Raw genomic sequence first — 13,157 nt, 5'->3', positions numbered from 1 at the left:
CCGGGATCGGGCGCGCCCCCGCGGCGTCCGTCGCGGGCGGTCGGCATGGGTAGGCTGGCTCTCGGCGTACGCGCGGTCTCGCACCCTTCGAGCCCCGTGGCACCGAAGACGATGTCTGCACACCACAGGAAGAGGTCGAGGGTGACTGTCAACGACCAGGATCCGTACTCGGTGAACCACACCGACCAGGATCCGGAAGAGACCGCCGAATGGAACGAGTCCCTCGACGGGCTCGTCGAGACGCAGGGCCGGGGTCGCGCGCGCGACGTCATGCTCAGCCTCCTCAAGCGCTCCAAGGAGCTGCACCTCAACGTGCCGATGGTCCCCACCACGGACTACATCAACACCATCGCGCCGGAGAACGAGCCGGACTTCCCGGGCGACGAGGACCTCGAGCGCCGCTACCGCGCCTGGATCCGCTGGAACGCGGCCGTCACGGTGCACCGGGCCCAGCGTCCCGGCATCGCGGTCGGCGGTCACATCGCGACGTACGCCTCCTCGGCCGCGCTCTACGAGGTCGGCTACAACCACTTCTTCCGCGGGCAGGACCACGCGGGCGGTGGCGACCAGGTCTTCGTGCAGGGCCACGCCTCCCCCGGCACCTACGCGCGCGCCTTCCTCGAGGGGCGCCTGAGCGAGCACCAGCTCGACGGCTTCCGCCAGGAGAAGAGCCACCAGGGCGGCGGGCTCTCGTCGTACCCGCACCCGCGCCTCATGCCGGAGTTCTGGCAGTTCCCCACGGTCTCGATGGGCCTGGGCCCGATCAACGCGATCTACCAGGCGCAGGCGAACAAGTACCTCACCAACCGCGGCATCAAGGACGCCTCCGACCAGCAGGTCTGGGCCTTCCTCGGCGATGGCGAGATGGACGAGGTCGAGAGCCGCGGCCAGCTCCAGGTCGCGGCGAACGAGAAGCTCGACAACCTGAACTTCGTCATCAACTGCAACCTGCAGCGCCTCGACGGGCCCGTCCGCGGCAACGGCAAGATCATCCAGGAGCTCGAGAGCTTCTTCCGCGGTGCCGGCTGGAACGTCATCAAGGTCGTCTGGGGCCGCGAGTGGGACGACCTGCTCGCCCGCGACACCGAGGGCGCGCTCCTCGACCTCATGAACCGCACGCCCGACGGCGACTACCAGACCTTCAAGGCCGAGAGCGGCGCGTACATCCGCGAGAACTTCTTCGGTCGCGACGAGCGCACCGCGAAGCTCGTCGAGGGCTACAGCGACGACCAGATCTGGAACCTCAAGCGCGGCGGTCACGACTACCGCAAGGTCTACGCGGCGTTCAAGGCGGCCAGCGAGCACACGGGCCAGCCCACGGTGATCCTCGCGAAGACGGTCAAGGGCTACGGCCTCGGCCCGAGCTTCGAGGGACGCAACGCGACCCACCAGATGAAGAAGCTCACGCTCGACAACCTCAAGCAGTTCCGCGACGAGATGCGCGTGCCGATCACGGACGCCCAGCTCGAGCAGGACCCGTACCTGCCGCCGTACTACCACCCCGGTCAGGACGACGAGGCGATCCAGTACATGCAGGAGCGCCGCCGCGCGCTCGGCGGGTACTCGCCCGAGCGCCGCACGGCGCACACGGCCATCTCGCTGCCGGACGACTCGGCGTACCGCATCTCCAAGAAGGGATCCGGCACCCAGGAGATCGCCACGACCATGGCGTTCGTCCGCCTGCTGAAGGACCTCATCCGGTCGAAGGACTTCGGCAACCGCGTCGTCCCGATCATCCCCGACGAGGCCCGCACGTTCGGCATCGACGCATTCTTCCCGACGGCGAAGATCTACAACCCGAACGGCCAGCACTACACCTCGGTCGACCGCGAGCTGCTGCTCTCGTACAAGGAGAGCCCGCAGGGCCAGATCGTGCACGTGGGCATCAACGAGGCGGGCGCCCTGGCGGCGTTCACCAACCTCGGCACCACGTACTCCACGCAGGGCGAGCCCCTCATCCCGATCTACGTCTTCTACTCGATGTTCGGGTTCCAGCGCACGGGCGACGCGATCTGGGCGGCCGGCGACCAGATGGCGCGCGGCTTCCTCATCGGCGCGACGGCCGGGCGCACGACGCTCACGGGCGAGGGCCTGCAGCACGCCGACGGGCACTCGCTCGTCCTGTCGCAGACGAACCCCGCGGTCGTCTCCTACGACCCGGCGTACGCCTACGAGATCGGGCACATCGTCCGCACGGGCCTCGAGCGCATGTACGGCGGGGAGCACGAGGACCCCAACGTCATGTACTACCTCACGGTCTACAACGAGCCGATCATCCACCCGGCCGAGCCCGAGGGCGTGGACGTCGACGGCATCGTGCGCGGCGTCTACAAGCTTAAGGACGGCTGGATCGACGGGCCGAAGGCGCAGCTGATGGCATCCGGCGTCGCCGTGCCGTGGGCGCTCGAGGCGCAGAAGCTCCTCGCCGACGACTGGGGCGTGTCCGCCGACGTGTGGTCGGTCACCTCATGGGGCGAGCTCCGTCGCGACGGCCTGGCGGCCGAGGAGCACAACCTCCTGCACCCGCACTCCGAGACCCGGGTCCCGTACCTGGAGGAGAAGCTGCGCGGCGCCGAGGGCCCGTTCGTCGCGGTCACCGACTTCTCGCACGCGGTCCCCGACCAGATCCGCCAGTTCGTGCCCGGGGACTACTCGACCCTGGGCGCCGACGGCTTCGGCTTCTCGGACACCCGCCCGGCCGCCCGCCGCTTCTTCGCGATCGACGGACCGTCGATGGTCGTGAAGACGCTCCAGCGCCTCGCCAAGCAGGGCAAGGTCGACCAGGACGCGCCGAAGTGGGCCATCGACAAGTACCGCCTGCTCGACGTGAACGCGGGCACGACCGGATCGGCGGGCGGCGAGGCGTGAGCTGCGCCGACCTGACGTGACCACGAGCGATCGGCACGACACCGACGTGGAGACCGGGGAGACGAAGGCGGAGACGCTGACGTGGCTCCGGTCCCTCTCGGGGGAGCTGGCGAGCGCGACCCTGCAGCGGCTGGAGGACACGCTGCCCTGGTACGGCGACATGCCGCCGGGGCGGCGCTCCGCCGTCGGGCTCGTCGCGCAGGCCGGCATCACCTCGTTCATCCACTGGTATGACGACCCCGACTCCACGCCGTGGATCGCGGCGGACGTCTTCGGCGCCGCGCCGCGGGAGCTGCTGCGCTCGGTGAGCCTGCAGCAGACGCTGCAGCTCATCCGGGTGACGGTGGAGGTCGTCGAGGACCGGGTGCGGGACCGTCACCGCACGGTCCGCGACGCGATCCTCCTGTACTCGCGCGAGATCGCCTTCGCCGCCGCCGACGTCTACGCGCGCGCCGCCGAGGCCCGCGGACTGTGGGACGCCCGGCTCGAGGCGCTCGTGGTCGACAGCATCCTGTCCGGCGAGTACGACGACGAGCTGCCGTCGCGCATCGCGGCGCTGGGCTGGCACGGGCACGGCGAGGTGTCGGTGCTCGTGGGCACCGCACCGGCGGTGCTCGACGTGGACCAGCTGCGCCGCACGGCGCGGCACCTCGACGCGGACGTGCTCATCGGGGTGCAGGGCAGTCGCCTGGTGCTCGTGATCGGCCGGGCGTCGCCCGCGGTCGTCGATCCCGAGGCCCCGGCACCCGAGACGCCGCCCGTCGCCTTCCTCGAGATCGCGACGCAGCTGGAGCCCGGCTTCGGCTCCGGCCACCTGGTCCTCGGCCACGAGGTGCCGAGCCTCGTCGAGGCGTCCCGCAGCGCTCGTGCCGCCCTCGCGGGGTTCGCGGTGGCACGGTCCTGGCGGAACGCGCCCCGGCCGACGCTCGCCGACGACCTCCTGCCCGAGCGCGCCCTCGCGGGCGACCCGCTCGCCCGGTCCACGCTCATCAACCGGATCTACAAGCCGCTGCAGGCGCACTCCACCGAGCTCCTGGCCACGCTGTGGTGCTACCTCGACACCGGGCGCTCGCTCGAGGCGACCGCCCGCGAGCTCTTCGTGCACCCGAACACGGTGAGGTACCGCCTGAAGCGCGTGTCCGACGTCATCGGCTGGGACGCCACGGGAGCCCGCGAGGCGCTCATCCTGCAGGCGGCGCTCATCATCGGCAGCATCGCGGAGGCCGGCACCGCCGTCCCCAAGCAGCAGGGCTCCGGGCGCGCCCGCCCCAAGCGCCAGGCGGCCCGGTGAGGGACGCCGCGTGTGGCCTCGTCACAATGTCGCGCCGGATCCTCTGTAGGACGTCGACTCCGGCGCTCCTCGCGCCGGGCGGGAGGATGGACGGATGATCATCGTCGTCTGCCCGGGTCAGGGCTCCCAGAAGCCCGGCTTCCTCTCCCCCTGGCTCGAGCACCCCGAGCACGCTCGACGGCTGGGTGAGCTCGGCGACGCCGCCGGGCTCGACCTCGTCACCCAAGGCACGACCTCGGACGCCGACACGATCCGGGACACGGCGGTGGCCCAGCCGCTCATCGTGGCCGCCGGCATCATGGCCCTGCACGCGCTCCTCGCCGACGGCCGCGACGCGTACGTCGCGGGCATCGCCGGCCACTCGGTCGGGGAGATCACCGCCGCCGCCGGCGCCGGGATCGTCTCCGACGCCGAGGCCATGGCGCTCGTACGCACCCGCGGCGACGCGATGGCCGAGGCAGCCGCCGTCACCCGGACCGGCATGAGCGCCGTCGTGGGCGGCGACCAGGACGCGGTCCTCGCCCGCCTCGCGGAGCTGGGCCTCGAGCCGGCGAACTTCAACGGCGGAGGGCAGATCGTCGTCGCCGGTGCTCCCGAGGCCCTCGCGGCCCTGCAGGCCGAGCCGCTGCGCGGCACGCGCGTCATCCCGTTGCAGGTCGCCGGCGCGTTCCACACCCACCACATGGCGCCCGCCGTGGCGACCCTCCGCGAGGCCATCGCCCCGCTCGCCCCCCGCGACCCGCGCTTCCCCATCTGGACGAACCGCGACGGCAGCCGCGTCGAGTCGGGTGCAGCCTTCCTCGACCTGGTCGTCGGCCAGGTGGCGAGCCCCGTGCGCTGGGACCTCTGCATGGAGGCCTTCGACGAGGCGGGCGTCACGGGCCTCATCGAGGTCGCCCCGGCCGGCGCGCTCACCGGCCTCGCCAAGCGCGGCCTCAAGGGGCTGCCCACGCTGGCCCTCTCGACGCCCGACGACCTCCCGGCGGCCATCGACATGCTCGACGCGCATGCCTGATCCCGCCGCACCCGACACCGAACAGGCAGACATGACCGCCCAGTCCCGCCCCACCATCCAGACCGCGCCCGTGGTCGAGCGCTTCACCCGCATCTGGGGCCTTGGCGCCGCGCGCGGCGAGCTCGACGTGCCGAACGAGGACCTCATCGGCCCCATCGACTCGTCCGACGAGTGGATCCGCAAGCGCACCGGCATCATCACGCGGAAGCGCGCCTCGGCCGACGTGGACGCCGTGGACCTCGCGACCACGGCCTCGCTCGAGGCCATCGCCAAGGCCGGCATCCGCCCGGAGCAGATCGGCATCGTCCTCGTCTCGACGGTCAGCAACACCGTCCAGACGCCGTCGATGGCCGCGCTCCTCGCGGACCGCATCGGCGCGAACCCCGCGCCGGCCTACGACATCTCCGCCGCGTGCGCCGGCTACACCTACGGCATCGCGCAGGCCGACTCGTTCATCCGCTCGGGTCTCGCCGAGTACGTGCTCGTGGTCGGGGCCGAGAAGCTGTCCGACATCGTCGATCCCACCGACCGGTCCATCTCCTTCCTGCTGGGCGACGGCGCGGGCGCCGCCATCGTCGGCCCGAGCGACACGCCCGGCATCTCGCCGACCGTGTGGGGCTCCGACGGGTCCAACTGGGACGCGGTCGGCATGAGCGGCACGCTGAAGGGCATGCGCGACGGGTCCGCCTGGCCGACCCTGCGCCAGGACGGCCAGAAGGTCTTCCGCTGGGCGGTGTGGGAGATGGCCAAGGTCGCCAAGGAGGCGCTGGACCGCGCCGGGATCACCGCCGACCAGCTCGCCGCGTTCATCCCGCACCAGGCCAACATGCGCATCGTCGACGAGTTCGCGAAGCAGCTCGGCCTCCCCGACACCGTCGCCATCGCGCGCGACATCGAGACCACGGGCAACACGTCCGCCGCGTCGATCCCGCTCGCGACGCACCGCCTGCTCGCCGAGGACCCGTCGCTCTCCGGTGGCCTCGCGCTGCAGATCGGGTTCGGCGCGGGACTCGTCTTCGGCGCGCAGGTCGTCGTCCTGCCCTGAGCCCCACCGCCCCATAAGCTGTTCCGGTCATCACGAACCACGAGGAGAAACACATGGCACTGTCCACCGAAGAAGTCCTGGCCGGCCTGGCCGAGCTCGTCAACGACGAGACCGGGATCGCCACCGACACCGTCGAGATGGACAAGTCGTTCACCGACGACCTGGACATCGACTCGATCTCGATGATGACGATCGTCGTCAACGCCGAGGAGAAGTTCGACGTGAAGATCCCCGACGAGGAAGTCAAGAACCTCAAGACCGTCGGCGACGCGGTCACGTTCATCACCAACGCGCAGTCCTGATCGCGCGGACGACGGCCGGTCCCGGAGCCGGGGCCGGCCGTCTCCCCTCCCCTTTCCCGACGTCGAGGAGACGCCACGCATGACCACCCCCAAGAAGATCGTCGTCACCGGGATCGGCGCCACGTCGCCCCTCGGCGGAACGGCGGAGGACACCTGGCAGGCGCTCCTCCGCGGCGAGTCGGGCATCAGCACCCTCGAGCAGGACTGGGTGGCGAAGTGGGAGATCCCCATCACGTTCGCGGGTCAGGCGAAGGTGCCGTCCTCCGAGGTCATGCAGCGCATCGAGACGAAGCGCCTCGACCCGTCCAGCCAGTTCGCGCTCACCGCCGCGCGTGAGGCCTGGGCGGACGCGGGCTCCCCCGAGGTCGACCCGCTGCGGTTCGCCGTGGACTGGGCGACCGGCATCGGCGGCGTGTGGACGCTCCTCGACGCCTGGGACACCCTCCGCGAGAAGGGGCCGCGCCGCGTCCTCCCCATGACCGTCCCCATGCTCATGCCCAACGGCCCCGCGGCAGCGGTCGGCATGGCACTCGGCGCCCGCGCCGGCATCCAGACCGTGGTCTCGGCCTGCGCGTCGAGCACCGAGTCCATCGCCAGCGCCTACGAGCACCTGCAGGCAGGGCGCGCCGACATCATCGTCGCCGGCGGGTCCGAGGCCTCCATCCACCCCCTGCCCATCGCGTCGTTCGCGGCGATGCAGGCGCTGTCCAAGCGCAACGACGACCCGGCGCGCGCGTCGCGCCCATACGACATCGCGCGGGACGGGTTCGTCCTCGGCGAGGGCGGTGCCGCCCTCGTCCTCGAGACGGAGGAGCACGCGAAGGCCCGTGGCGCCCGCATCTACGCCGAGCTCGTCGGCGGAGCGGTCACGAGCGATGCGTTCCACATCACCGCGCCGGACCCCGAGGGCACGGCGGCGGCCCGGGCGATGGTGCAGACCATCGAGGGTGCGGGCTACTCCCGTGCCGACGTGTCGCACATCAACGTCCACGCCACGAGCACGCCGGTCGGCGACATCGCCGAGTACAAGGCGCTCGAGCGCGTCTTCGGCGACGCGGTGCACGGGATCCCGGTCAGCGCGACCAAGGCCTCCACCGGCCACCTCCTCGGCGGCGCCGGAGCGATCGAGGCGGTCTTCACCGTCAAGGCGCTGGCGGAGCGCACCGCTCCCCCGACGATCAACCTGACGGAGCAGGATCCCGACATCCCGCTCGACGTCGTCACCTCGCCCCGCGCGCTCGGCGACGGCGACCTGCTGGCGATCAGCAACTCGTTCGGCTTCGGCGGGCACAACGCCGTCATCGCGTTCCGCAGCGTCTAGCGACGGGCGCACGACGAAGGGCCCCGACCGATCGGTCGGGGCCCTTCGTCGTGCATGGGCGGGAGGAGGAGCCGCCGGCCGGGTCGCTGCGGTCAGCCGACCTTGTGCAGCCAGACGACCGGGCTGAAGTCGCTCGCGTGGCGGAACGCCTCGAGCTCGTCGTCCCAGGCCTGGCCCATCGCGAGCCGGAGCTCGCGGTGCAGCTCGAGGGTGTTCGACCCGGCGACGTCGAGCGCGTAGCGGATGCGGTCCTCCGGGATGACCGTGTTCCCGGCTGTGTCGGTCTGCGCGAAGAACACGCCGAGGTCGGGCGTGTGCATCCACCGCCCACCGTCCCGTCCCGGTCCCGCGTCCTCGGTGACCTCGTAGCGGAGGTGCTCCCAGCCGCGGAGGCCGCTGGCGATCGCGGCGCCCGAGCCCTCCGGACCCTCCCAGTAGTACTCGGCGCGCATGGCGCCCTTCAGCACCGGCTGCGGATCCCACGTGAAGTTCACGGCGTGACCGAGCGCACGACCGGCGGCCCATTCGACATGGGGGCAGAGCGCGCGTGGGGAGGAGTGCACGTAGAGCACTCCTCGAGCCGGTCTTGAGTTGGCGACGGGTGCTTCCATGGGGTCTCCTCCATCCGATCAGATGCGTCTTCCCCAACGATCTGCGTGCGATGGACGAGCTCCACACCTGCCGGTGCGGCCGGCGCGAGCGCCGACGGGTCTCATCATGCCCGGTGATCCTGGGGATCGGCAACATCGGCTGCACGACGCGCCGGGCCGCCGCCGGTACGCGCGGCATCGTGCGGACGCGGCGGGTCCCCCGGGAATGCATTCCCGGAATGCCTAGGCTCCAGGTGGCGGTCCGCTGGGCCGGGAAACGAGGAGTCGATGTCGGTACGGCACGCGCTCCTCGCGGTCCTCACCGAGGGCACCTGCTACGGCTACCAGCTGCGGACGGAGTTCACCCGACGCACCGGCACCGCCGCGCCGCTCAACGTCGGCCAGATCTACAACACCCTCGACCGGCTCGAGCGCGACGGGCTCGTCGTCAAGGGCGCCACGGATGACGCGGGGCACGTGCCGTACACGATCACGGCCGCCGGCGTCGCGGAGGTCGGGTCGTGGCTCACTGCGAGCGTGGGAGCGGTCGGGACACGGGACGAGCTGCTCGTGAAGGTGACCCTCGCGCTGTCCCTGCCCGACGCGGACGCGCGGGAGGTCGTGCGGGTGGAGCGCGAGGGCGCGCTGCGAGAGGCGACGGCGCTCGCCCGGCTCCGTCGCGAGCTGGAGGCAGCCGAGGGCGGGCTCCCGCTCGCGCGCCTGCTGGCCGTCGAGGCGCAGGAGGCGCAGACCGCCGCGCGGCTGTCCTGGCTGGACGCGGCGGAGCGTCGCATCGACGAGGCGCGGGCCACGGGAGCGGGCCCGCTCGGCCTCGCCGTCGCCCCGCGCCGCGGACGTCCAGCACGACGCGGCGGGGACGCCGACGCCTGAGCTAGTGGAGCAGCCCGCCGCCCTTCGCGAGCACGTTCTTCTCCCCCGCCTCGATGCGGACGGCGAAGCGGTTCTGCTTCGGCGGCATCGGGCAGTTGAAGTTGTAGCTGAACGCGCAGGGCGGGAGGTAGGCCCGGTTGAAGTCGAGCGTGATCGTGCCGTCGGGCGAGGGCGCGACCATCAGGAAGCGGCCGACCCCGTAGGTGGACTCGCCGCTCGTCGCGTCCGAGAAGACCAGGAGGAGGGCGCGTCCCTCGCGGAACGCGGCCAGCTCGTAGTCGACGCCGTCCTTCGTGAAGGTGATCTCCCCCGGCACGACCTTGTCCTTCGTGGCGCCGTCGTCCTTCAGGTGCTCGAACCCCATCGCGCGGCCGCCCTCGATGGGCGTGAAGTCGGCCTTCACGACCCACTCCTCGGAGTACGGGTACGCGTCGATGCCGCCGAAGTCGCGGATCGCCTCGGACTGCGCGTCCCACACGCGGAGCGCGTACGTGCCCTCCTCGCTGGCGATGACGAACGCCGAGACCGTGTCGCTGGCCACGACGGCGGAGGGCTGCGGGTCGTCGCGGCCGCGGACGACGGCCTCGCCGTCCACGAGGACGCCGTCGACGCGGAGCCCGTCGGCGGCATCGGCCTGGACGCGGAGTCCGGAGACCCCCGGCTCGAGCGGGGACCAGACGCCCGGGATCCCGTACACGGGCTGCGGGGCGGCGTCGTGCGAGATCCACTGCGTGTTGACGAGCGCGAGGTTCCCCTGGGGCAGCACCACCATCTGCTCGCGCCGCGAGCGGTAGACGGCGAGCACCTCCGCGGGATCGGCGGGGGCGGGTGCGGCGGTGGCGGGATCGGTCATCCCCCCATCCTCGCCGTCCGCCCGGCCCCCGCCAAGTCGTCCGCGTGTCCCCGGCCGGGGTTCACGCGGATGGGGCGCGAGCGTACGTTCGGAGCATGAGCACAGACCACGAGAGCACCTCGACCGACGAGAACGGCACGACGACCCACACGGAGGAGCACGTCGAGACGTCCTCCTCCGTCACCGAGGAGAGCGGATCCGACGAGACGACCCCCGACGGCTCCGGCAGCAACACCAGCGAGGGCGAGGACCACGAGGGCGACGTCGGCTCCGGCGGCTGATCCCCGGCTCCCGCCGTCGGCGACGCCCGGTCCCCTGCGGGGCCGGGCGTCGCCGTGCGCGGGCCCGCTGCCTCACTTCGCCTGGGCGTAGTCGTCGACCACCGCGATCATGACGGGGAAGTCGACGGGGGCACCGCCGAACAGCAGTCGGCCGGCCTCGGCGGCGGCGTCCGTGACGGCGGCGCGCACCTCATCCACCCGGTCGTCCGGCGCGTGCACCATCACCTCGTCGTGGAGGAAGAACACGAGGTGGGGCCGCGAGTCCGGCCGCTCCATCGCGGCCAGGCGCCGCCGCAGGCCCGCCAGCCAGCAGAGCGCCCACTCGGCGGCGCTGCCCTGCACCACGAAGTTGCGGGTGAAGCGCCCCTGGTCGCGGGCGGAGGTGCGCGCACGGGCGGCGTCGGCCGCAGACGCCTCCCCCGCCCGGCCCACCTGCTGCACGTCCCGCCACGCATCGGACGGGGGCGGCGAGGACCGTCCAAGACGCGTGCTCACGACCCCGCCGCTCTCGCCCGCCCGTGCGGCGCCCTCGACGTAGCCGGTGGCCCGGGGGTACGCGCGGACGAGCCGCGGCATCAGCCGGCCGCTCTCCCCCGAGGTCGCGCCGTACATGGCCCCGAGCATCGCGACCTTGGCGTGGGCGCGCGTGTCGACGACGCCCGTGTCGACGAGGCCCTGGTACAGGTCCGTGCCGCGGCCCGCGTCGGCCATGGCCCGGTCCTCCGCCAGCGCCGCCAGGATGCGCGGCTCGAGCTGCGCGGCGTCGGCGACCACCAGCCGCCAGCCGGGATCGGCGCGCACCGCGGATCGGATCTGGCGCGGGAGCTGCAGCGCGCCGCCGCCGCTGGCGGCCCAGCGCCCGGTGACGACGCCGCCGGGCACGTACTCCGGATGGAAGCGGCCGTCGCGGATCCACGTCTCCATCCAGGTCCAGCCGTTGGCCGCGAGGAGGCGGGACAGCTTCTTGTGCTCGAGCAGCGGGGCGATGACCGGGTGGTCGATCTCCTGCAGCTCCCACTGGCGGGTGCTCGTGGCATCGATGCCCGCGCTTCGGAGCGCCCGCAGCATGTCGGGCGGGCTGTCGACGTTGAGGTCCGGCGCGTCGAGGAGCTCGCGGATGCGGGCGGCGAGCCGCAGGATCGCGGGAGGCGCGCCGCCGTGCGCCGGTCGTCCGCCGAGCAGGTCGACGAGCAGCGCGTCGTGGACGGCGGTGTCCCACGGCAGCCCGTCGGCCGACATCTCGGCGGCGACGAGGGCGCCGGCGGACTCCGCCGCGAGGAGGAGACGCAGGCGACCGGGCTCCGCGCTGCCCGCGACGGCCTCCAGCTGGAGGCGCAGCTCGGCGACGAGGTCGTCGGGCGACCCGCCCTCCGGGGTGTCGAGGTCGTCGAACAGGGTGGCGGCGGCGGATCGCTCCCGCTCGACCGGTGCGGCACGGTCCCACGGGCCGACCGGCCGGCGGGCGAGGGCGCTGTCGGCGGTCAGGGTGGACAGCCGGAGGATCGCGTGGCAAAGACGGAGGTCGTGGCAGCGCGCGACGCGCACGCCCGCCGGGAGGAGCGTGCGGGACCAGGCGGCCGTGTCGTCCCACACCCAGCGCGGGGAGGGCTGCTCCCGCTCGCGGGACGCGGCGATCGCGGGCCACTCCTCGGAGGCGACGTCGCGCTGGCCTGTGACCGCGCCCGTCCCGTCGACGTCGATCAGGCGCACGCCGTCCGGCGTCCGCGCGACCAGGATGTGCATCCCCTCATCATCCCGTCACCGACCGACTCCGGAGACCCGTGCCGGCTCACGCCGCCGCCGTTCGCGACCCCTCACGGCACGTCATGCAGGGAAACGCCCACGAGAATCTGCGCGCATCCCCCCTCGCGCGCGGTTCACCCGCTAGGGTTGGTGACAAGTCGTCAGGTCCTCACGATCCGACCGGTCCGCCGGGAGGCTCACGAGGGGCAGACGACCCGCGGTCCCGGGTCCCGGGATCGATGCATCTCTTTTGAAGGAAATTTCGTCATGGCAACAGGCACCGTCAAGTGGTTCAACGCTGAAAAGGGCTTCGGCTTCATCGCTCCCGACAACGGAACCGCGGATGTGTTCGCTCACTACTCCGCGATCGCGACGGGCGGCTACAAGTCGCTCGACGAGAACCAGAAGGTGGAGTTCGAGGTCGCCCAGGGCCCCAAGGGTCCCCAGGCTGAGAACATCCGCCCGCTCTAACGCCACCCGCTCACCACTGGTGAGCGACGCACGCTGAGCTTCCGAGGACGGCTCCGACCATGTGGTCGGGGCCGTCTTCCATTTAACGAGCGCTTCCCCGTGCGAGAGCATGGAACGTGCCCTCCTACCGCATCACCATGACCGTCGGCGTGCTCCGCCCCGGGGCCGACCCCGCCGCCGTCCTGCCCGCCGCCGCCGGCGAGGCCGCGCGCATCGCGACGCTCGAGGCGAACGACATCCAGGTGGTGCGCGGCGAGCCCCGGCTGACCGTGCGCTTCACCGCCGACGACGACAGCGCTGCCGAGCGCATCGCCGGCGCCGTCCGCGCTCGCACGTCCGAGCTCGTCGACGTGCCGCGGGCGAGCATCACGCGCCGGGACGGCGGCACCTGGACCCGCATCTGAACCCGCCCCCGAGGGCGTCGTCCCGTCAGCACCCGTTCCGGGCGCTCCCCCGTGGTCGCGTCGGGAATGCTGAGGAACCGCT

General features: G+C 72.2%; 13 protein-coding genes. 10 read left to right on the top strand and 3 right to left on the bottom strand.

The window, feature by feature from the left end:
* The first annotated feature begins 141 nt into the window (after nucleotides 1-141).
* The 6 genes from aceE to AC07VC_RS09075 all read left to right on the top strand — a co-directional run bounded on the left by aceE (nucleotide 142) and on the right by AC07VC_RS09075 (nucleotide 7,842).
* Nucleotides 142-2,868: a pyruvate dehydrogenase (acetyl-transferring), homodimeric type gene (gene aceE / locus AC07VC_RS09100; RefSeq protein WP_317228741.1), complete on the top strand. Its 2,727-nt coding sequence runs from the start codon at nucleotides 142-144 to the stop codon at nucleotides 2,866-2,868.
* 16 nt (nucleotides 2,869-2,884) lie between these two features.
* Nucleotides 2,885-4,159: a PucR family transcriptional regulator gene (locus tag AC07VC_RS09095; protein ID WP_317228740.1), complete on the top strand. Its 1,275-nt coding sequence runs from the start codon at nucleotides 2,885-2,887 to the stop codon at nucleotides 4,157-4,159.
* A gap of 94 nt (nucleotides 4,160-4,253) precedes the next feature.
* Nucleotides 4,254-5,174 (top strand): ACP S-malonyltransferase, encoded by a 921-nt coding sequence (locus AC07VC_RS09090; protein ID WP_494675842.1) that lies wholly within the window; start codon nucleotides 4,254-4,256, stop codon nucleotides 5,172-5,174.
* Between the two features lie 31 nt (nucleotides 5,175-5,205).
* The gene (locus tag AC07VC_RS09085) at nucleotides 5,206-6,219 is read left to right on the top strand and encodes a beta-ketoacyl-ACP synthase III (protein ID WP_317228738.1); all 1,014 of its coding nucleotides are present in this window, start codon (nucleotides 5,206-5,208) and stop codon (nucleotides 6,217-6,219) included.
* A gap of 53 nt (nucleotides 6,220-6,272) precedes the next feature.
* Nucleotides 6,273-6,521: an acyl carrier protein gene (locus AC07VC_RS09080; protein WP_012038305.1), complete on the top strand. Its 249-nt coding sequence runs from the start codon at nucleotides 6,273-6,275 to the stop codon at nucleotides 6,519-6,521.
* A 79-nt stretch (nucleotides 6,522-6,600) separates the two neighbouring features.
* A complete protein-coding gene (locus tag AC07VC_RS09075; protein ID WP_317228737.1) occupies nucleotides 6,601-7,842 on the top strand; it encodes a beta-ketoacyl-[acyl-carrier-protein] synthase family protein in 1,242 nt (413 codons plus the stop codon).
* A gap of 92 nt (nucleotides 7,843-7,934) precedes the next feature.
* Here AC07VC_RS09075 and AC07VC_RS09070 read toward each other — a convergent pair whose 3' ends face one another.
* On the bottom strand, nucleotides 7,935-8,453 hold the full coding sequence (locus AC07VC_RS09070) for a DUF3145 domain-containing protein (RefSeq protein WP_012038303.1): 519 nt from the start codon (nucleotides 8,451-8,453) through the stop codon (nucleotides 7,935-7,937).
* A gap of 267 nt (nucleotides 8,454-8,720) precedes the next feature.
* Between AC07VC_RS09070 and AC07VC_RS09065 the strand changes: the two genes are divergently transcribed.
* Nucleotides 8,721-9,323 carry a PadR family transcriptional regulator gene (locus AC07VC_RS09065; protein WP_494675841.1) on the top strand — a complete coding sequence of 201 codons (603 nt, stop codon included), beginning with the start codon at nucleotides 8,721-8,723 and terminating at the stop codon, nucleotides 9,321-9,323.
* 1 nt (nucleotide 9,324) lies between these two features.
* Here AC07VC_RS09065 and AC07VC_RS09060 read toward each other — a convergent pair whose 3' ends face one another.
* Nucleotides 9,325-10,176 carry a DUF1684 domain-containing protein gene (locus AC07VC_RS09060; RefSeq protein ID WP_494675840.1) on the bottom strand — a complete coding sequence of 284 codons (852 nt, stop codon included), beginning with the start codon at nucleotides 10,174-10,176 and terminating at the stop codon, nucleotides 9,325-9,327.
* A 95-nt stretch (nucleotides 10,177-10,271) separates the two neighbouring features.
* Here AC07VC_RS09060 and AC07VC_RS09055 point away from each other — a divergent pair, with 95 nt between their 5' ends.
* Nucleotides 10,272-10,457, top strand: coding sequence for a hypothetical protein (locus AC07VC_RS09055; protein ID WP_146081627.1), 186 nt, complete (start codon nucleotides 10,272-10,274; stop codon nucleotides 10,455-10,457).
* 72 nt (nucleotides 10,458-10,529) lie between these two features.
* Here AC07VC_RS09055 and AC07VC_RS09050 read toward each other — a convergent pair whose 3' ends face one another.
* Nucleotides 10,530-12,200, bottom strand: a complete 1,671-nt coding sequence (locus tag AC07VC_RS09050; RefSeq protein WP_494675839.1) for a bifunctional 3'-5' exonuclease/DNA polymerase — start codon at nucleotides 12,198-12,200, stop codon at nucleotides 10,530-10,532.
* A 267-nt stretch (nucleotides 12,201-12,467) separates the two neighbouring features.
* Between AC07VC_RS09050 and AC07VC_RS09045 the strand changes: the two genes are divergently transcribed.
* Both AC07VC_RS09045 and AC07VC_RS09040 read left to right on the top strand, forming a co-directional pair.
* Nucleotides 12,468-12,671, top strand: a complete 204-nt coding sequence (locus AC07VC_RS09045; RefSeq protein ID WP_012038298.1) for a cold-shock protein — start codon at nucleotides 12,468-12,470, stop codon at nucleotides 12,669-12,671.
* Between the two features lie 116 nt (nucleotides 12,672-12,787).
* Entirely contained in the window at nucleotides 12,788-13,075 is a 288-nt protein-coding gene (locus AC07VC_RS09040) for a hypothetical protein (protein WP_494675838.1), read from the top strand.
* Nucleotides 13,076-13,157 lie beyond the last annotated feature (82 nt).

The organism is Clavibacter sp. GW821-FHT01D01 (genome assembly GCF_059422605.1).
This window is presented reverse-complemented; position numbering and strand designations above follow the sequence as displayed.

Bases quoted from the DNA above. Each gene is read 5' to 3' on its own strand.
- AC07VC_RS09075 (WP_317228737.1), top strand. From the start codon at position 6,601: ATGACCACCCCCAAGAAGATCGTCGTCACCGGGATCGGCGCCACGTCG.
- AC07VC_RS09050 (WP_494675839.1), bottom strand. From the start codon at position 12,200: ATGCACATCCTGGTCGCGCGGACGCCGGACGGCGTGCGCCTGATCGAC.
- AC07VC_RS09070 (WP_012038303.1), bottom strand. From the start codon at position 8,453: ATGGAAGCACCCGTCGCCAACTCAAGACCGGCTCGAGGAGTGCTCTAC.
- AC07VC_RS09060 (WP_494675840.1), bottom strand. From the start codon at position 10,176: ATGACCGATCCCGCCACCGCCGCACCCGCCCCCGCCGATCCCGCGGAG.
- AC07VC_RS09065 (WP_494675841.1), top strand. From the start codon at position 8,721: ATGTCGGTACGGCACGCGCTCCTCGCGGTCCTCACCGAGGGCACCTGC.
- AC07VC_RS09055 (WP_146081627.1), top strand. From the start codon at position 10,272: ATGAGCACAGACCACGAGAGCACCTCGACCGACGAGAACGGCACGACG.
- AC07VC_RS09080 (WP_012038305.1), top strand. From the start codon at position 6,273: ATGGCACTGTCCACCGAAGAAGTCCTGGCCGGCCTGGCCGAGCTCGTC.
- AC07VC_RS09045 (WP_012038298.1), top strand. From the start codon at position 12,468: ATGGCAACAGGCACCGTCAAGTGGTTCAACGCTGAAAAGGGCTTCGGC.
- AC07VC_RS09090 (WP_494675842.1), top strand. From the start codon at position 4,254: ATGATCATCGTCGTCTGCCCGGGTCAGGGCTCCCAGAAGCCCGGCTTC.
- AC07VC_RS09085 (WP_317228738.1), top strand. From the start codon at position 5,206: ATGACCGCCCAGTCCCGCCCCACCATCCAGACCGCGCCCGTGGTCGAG.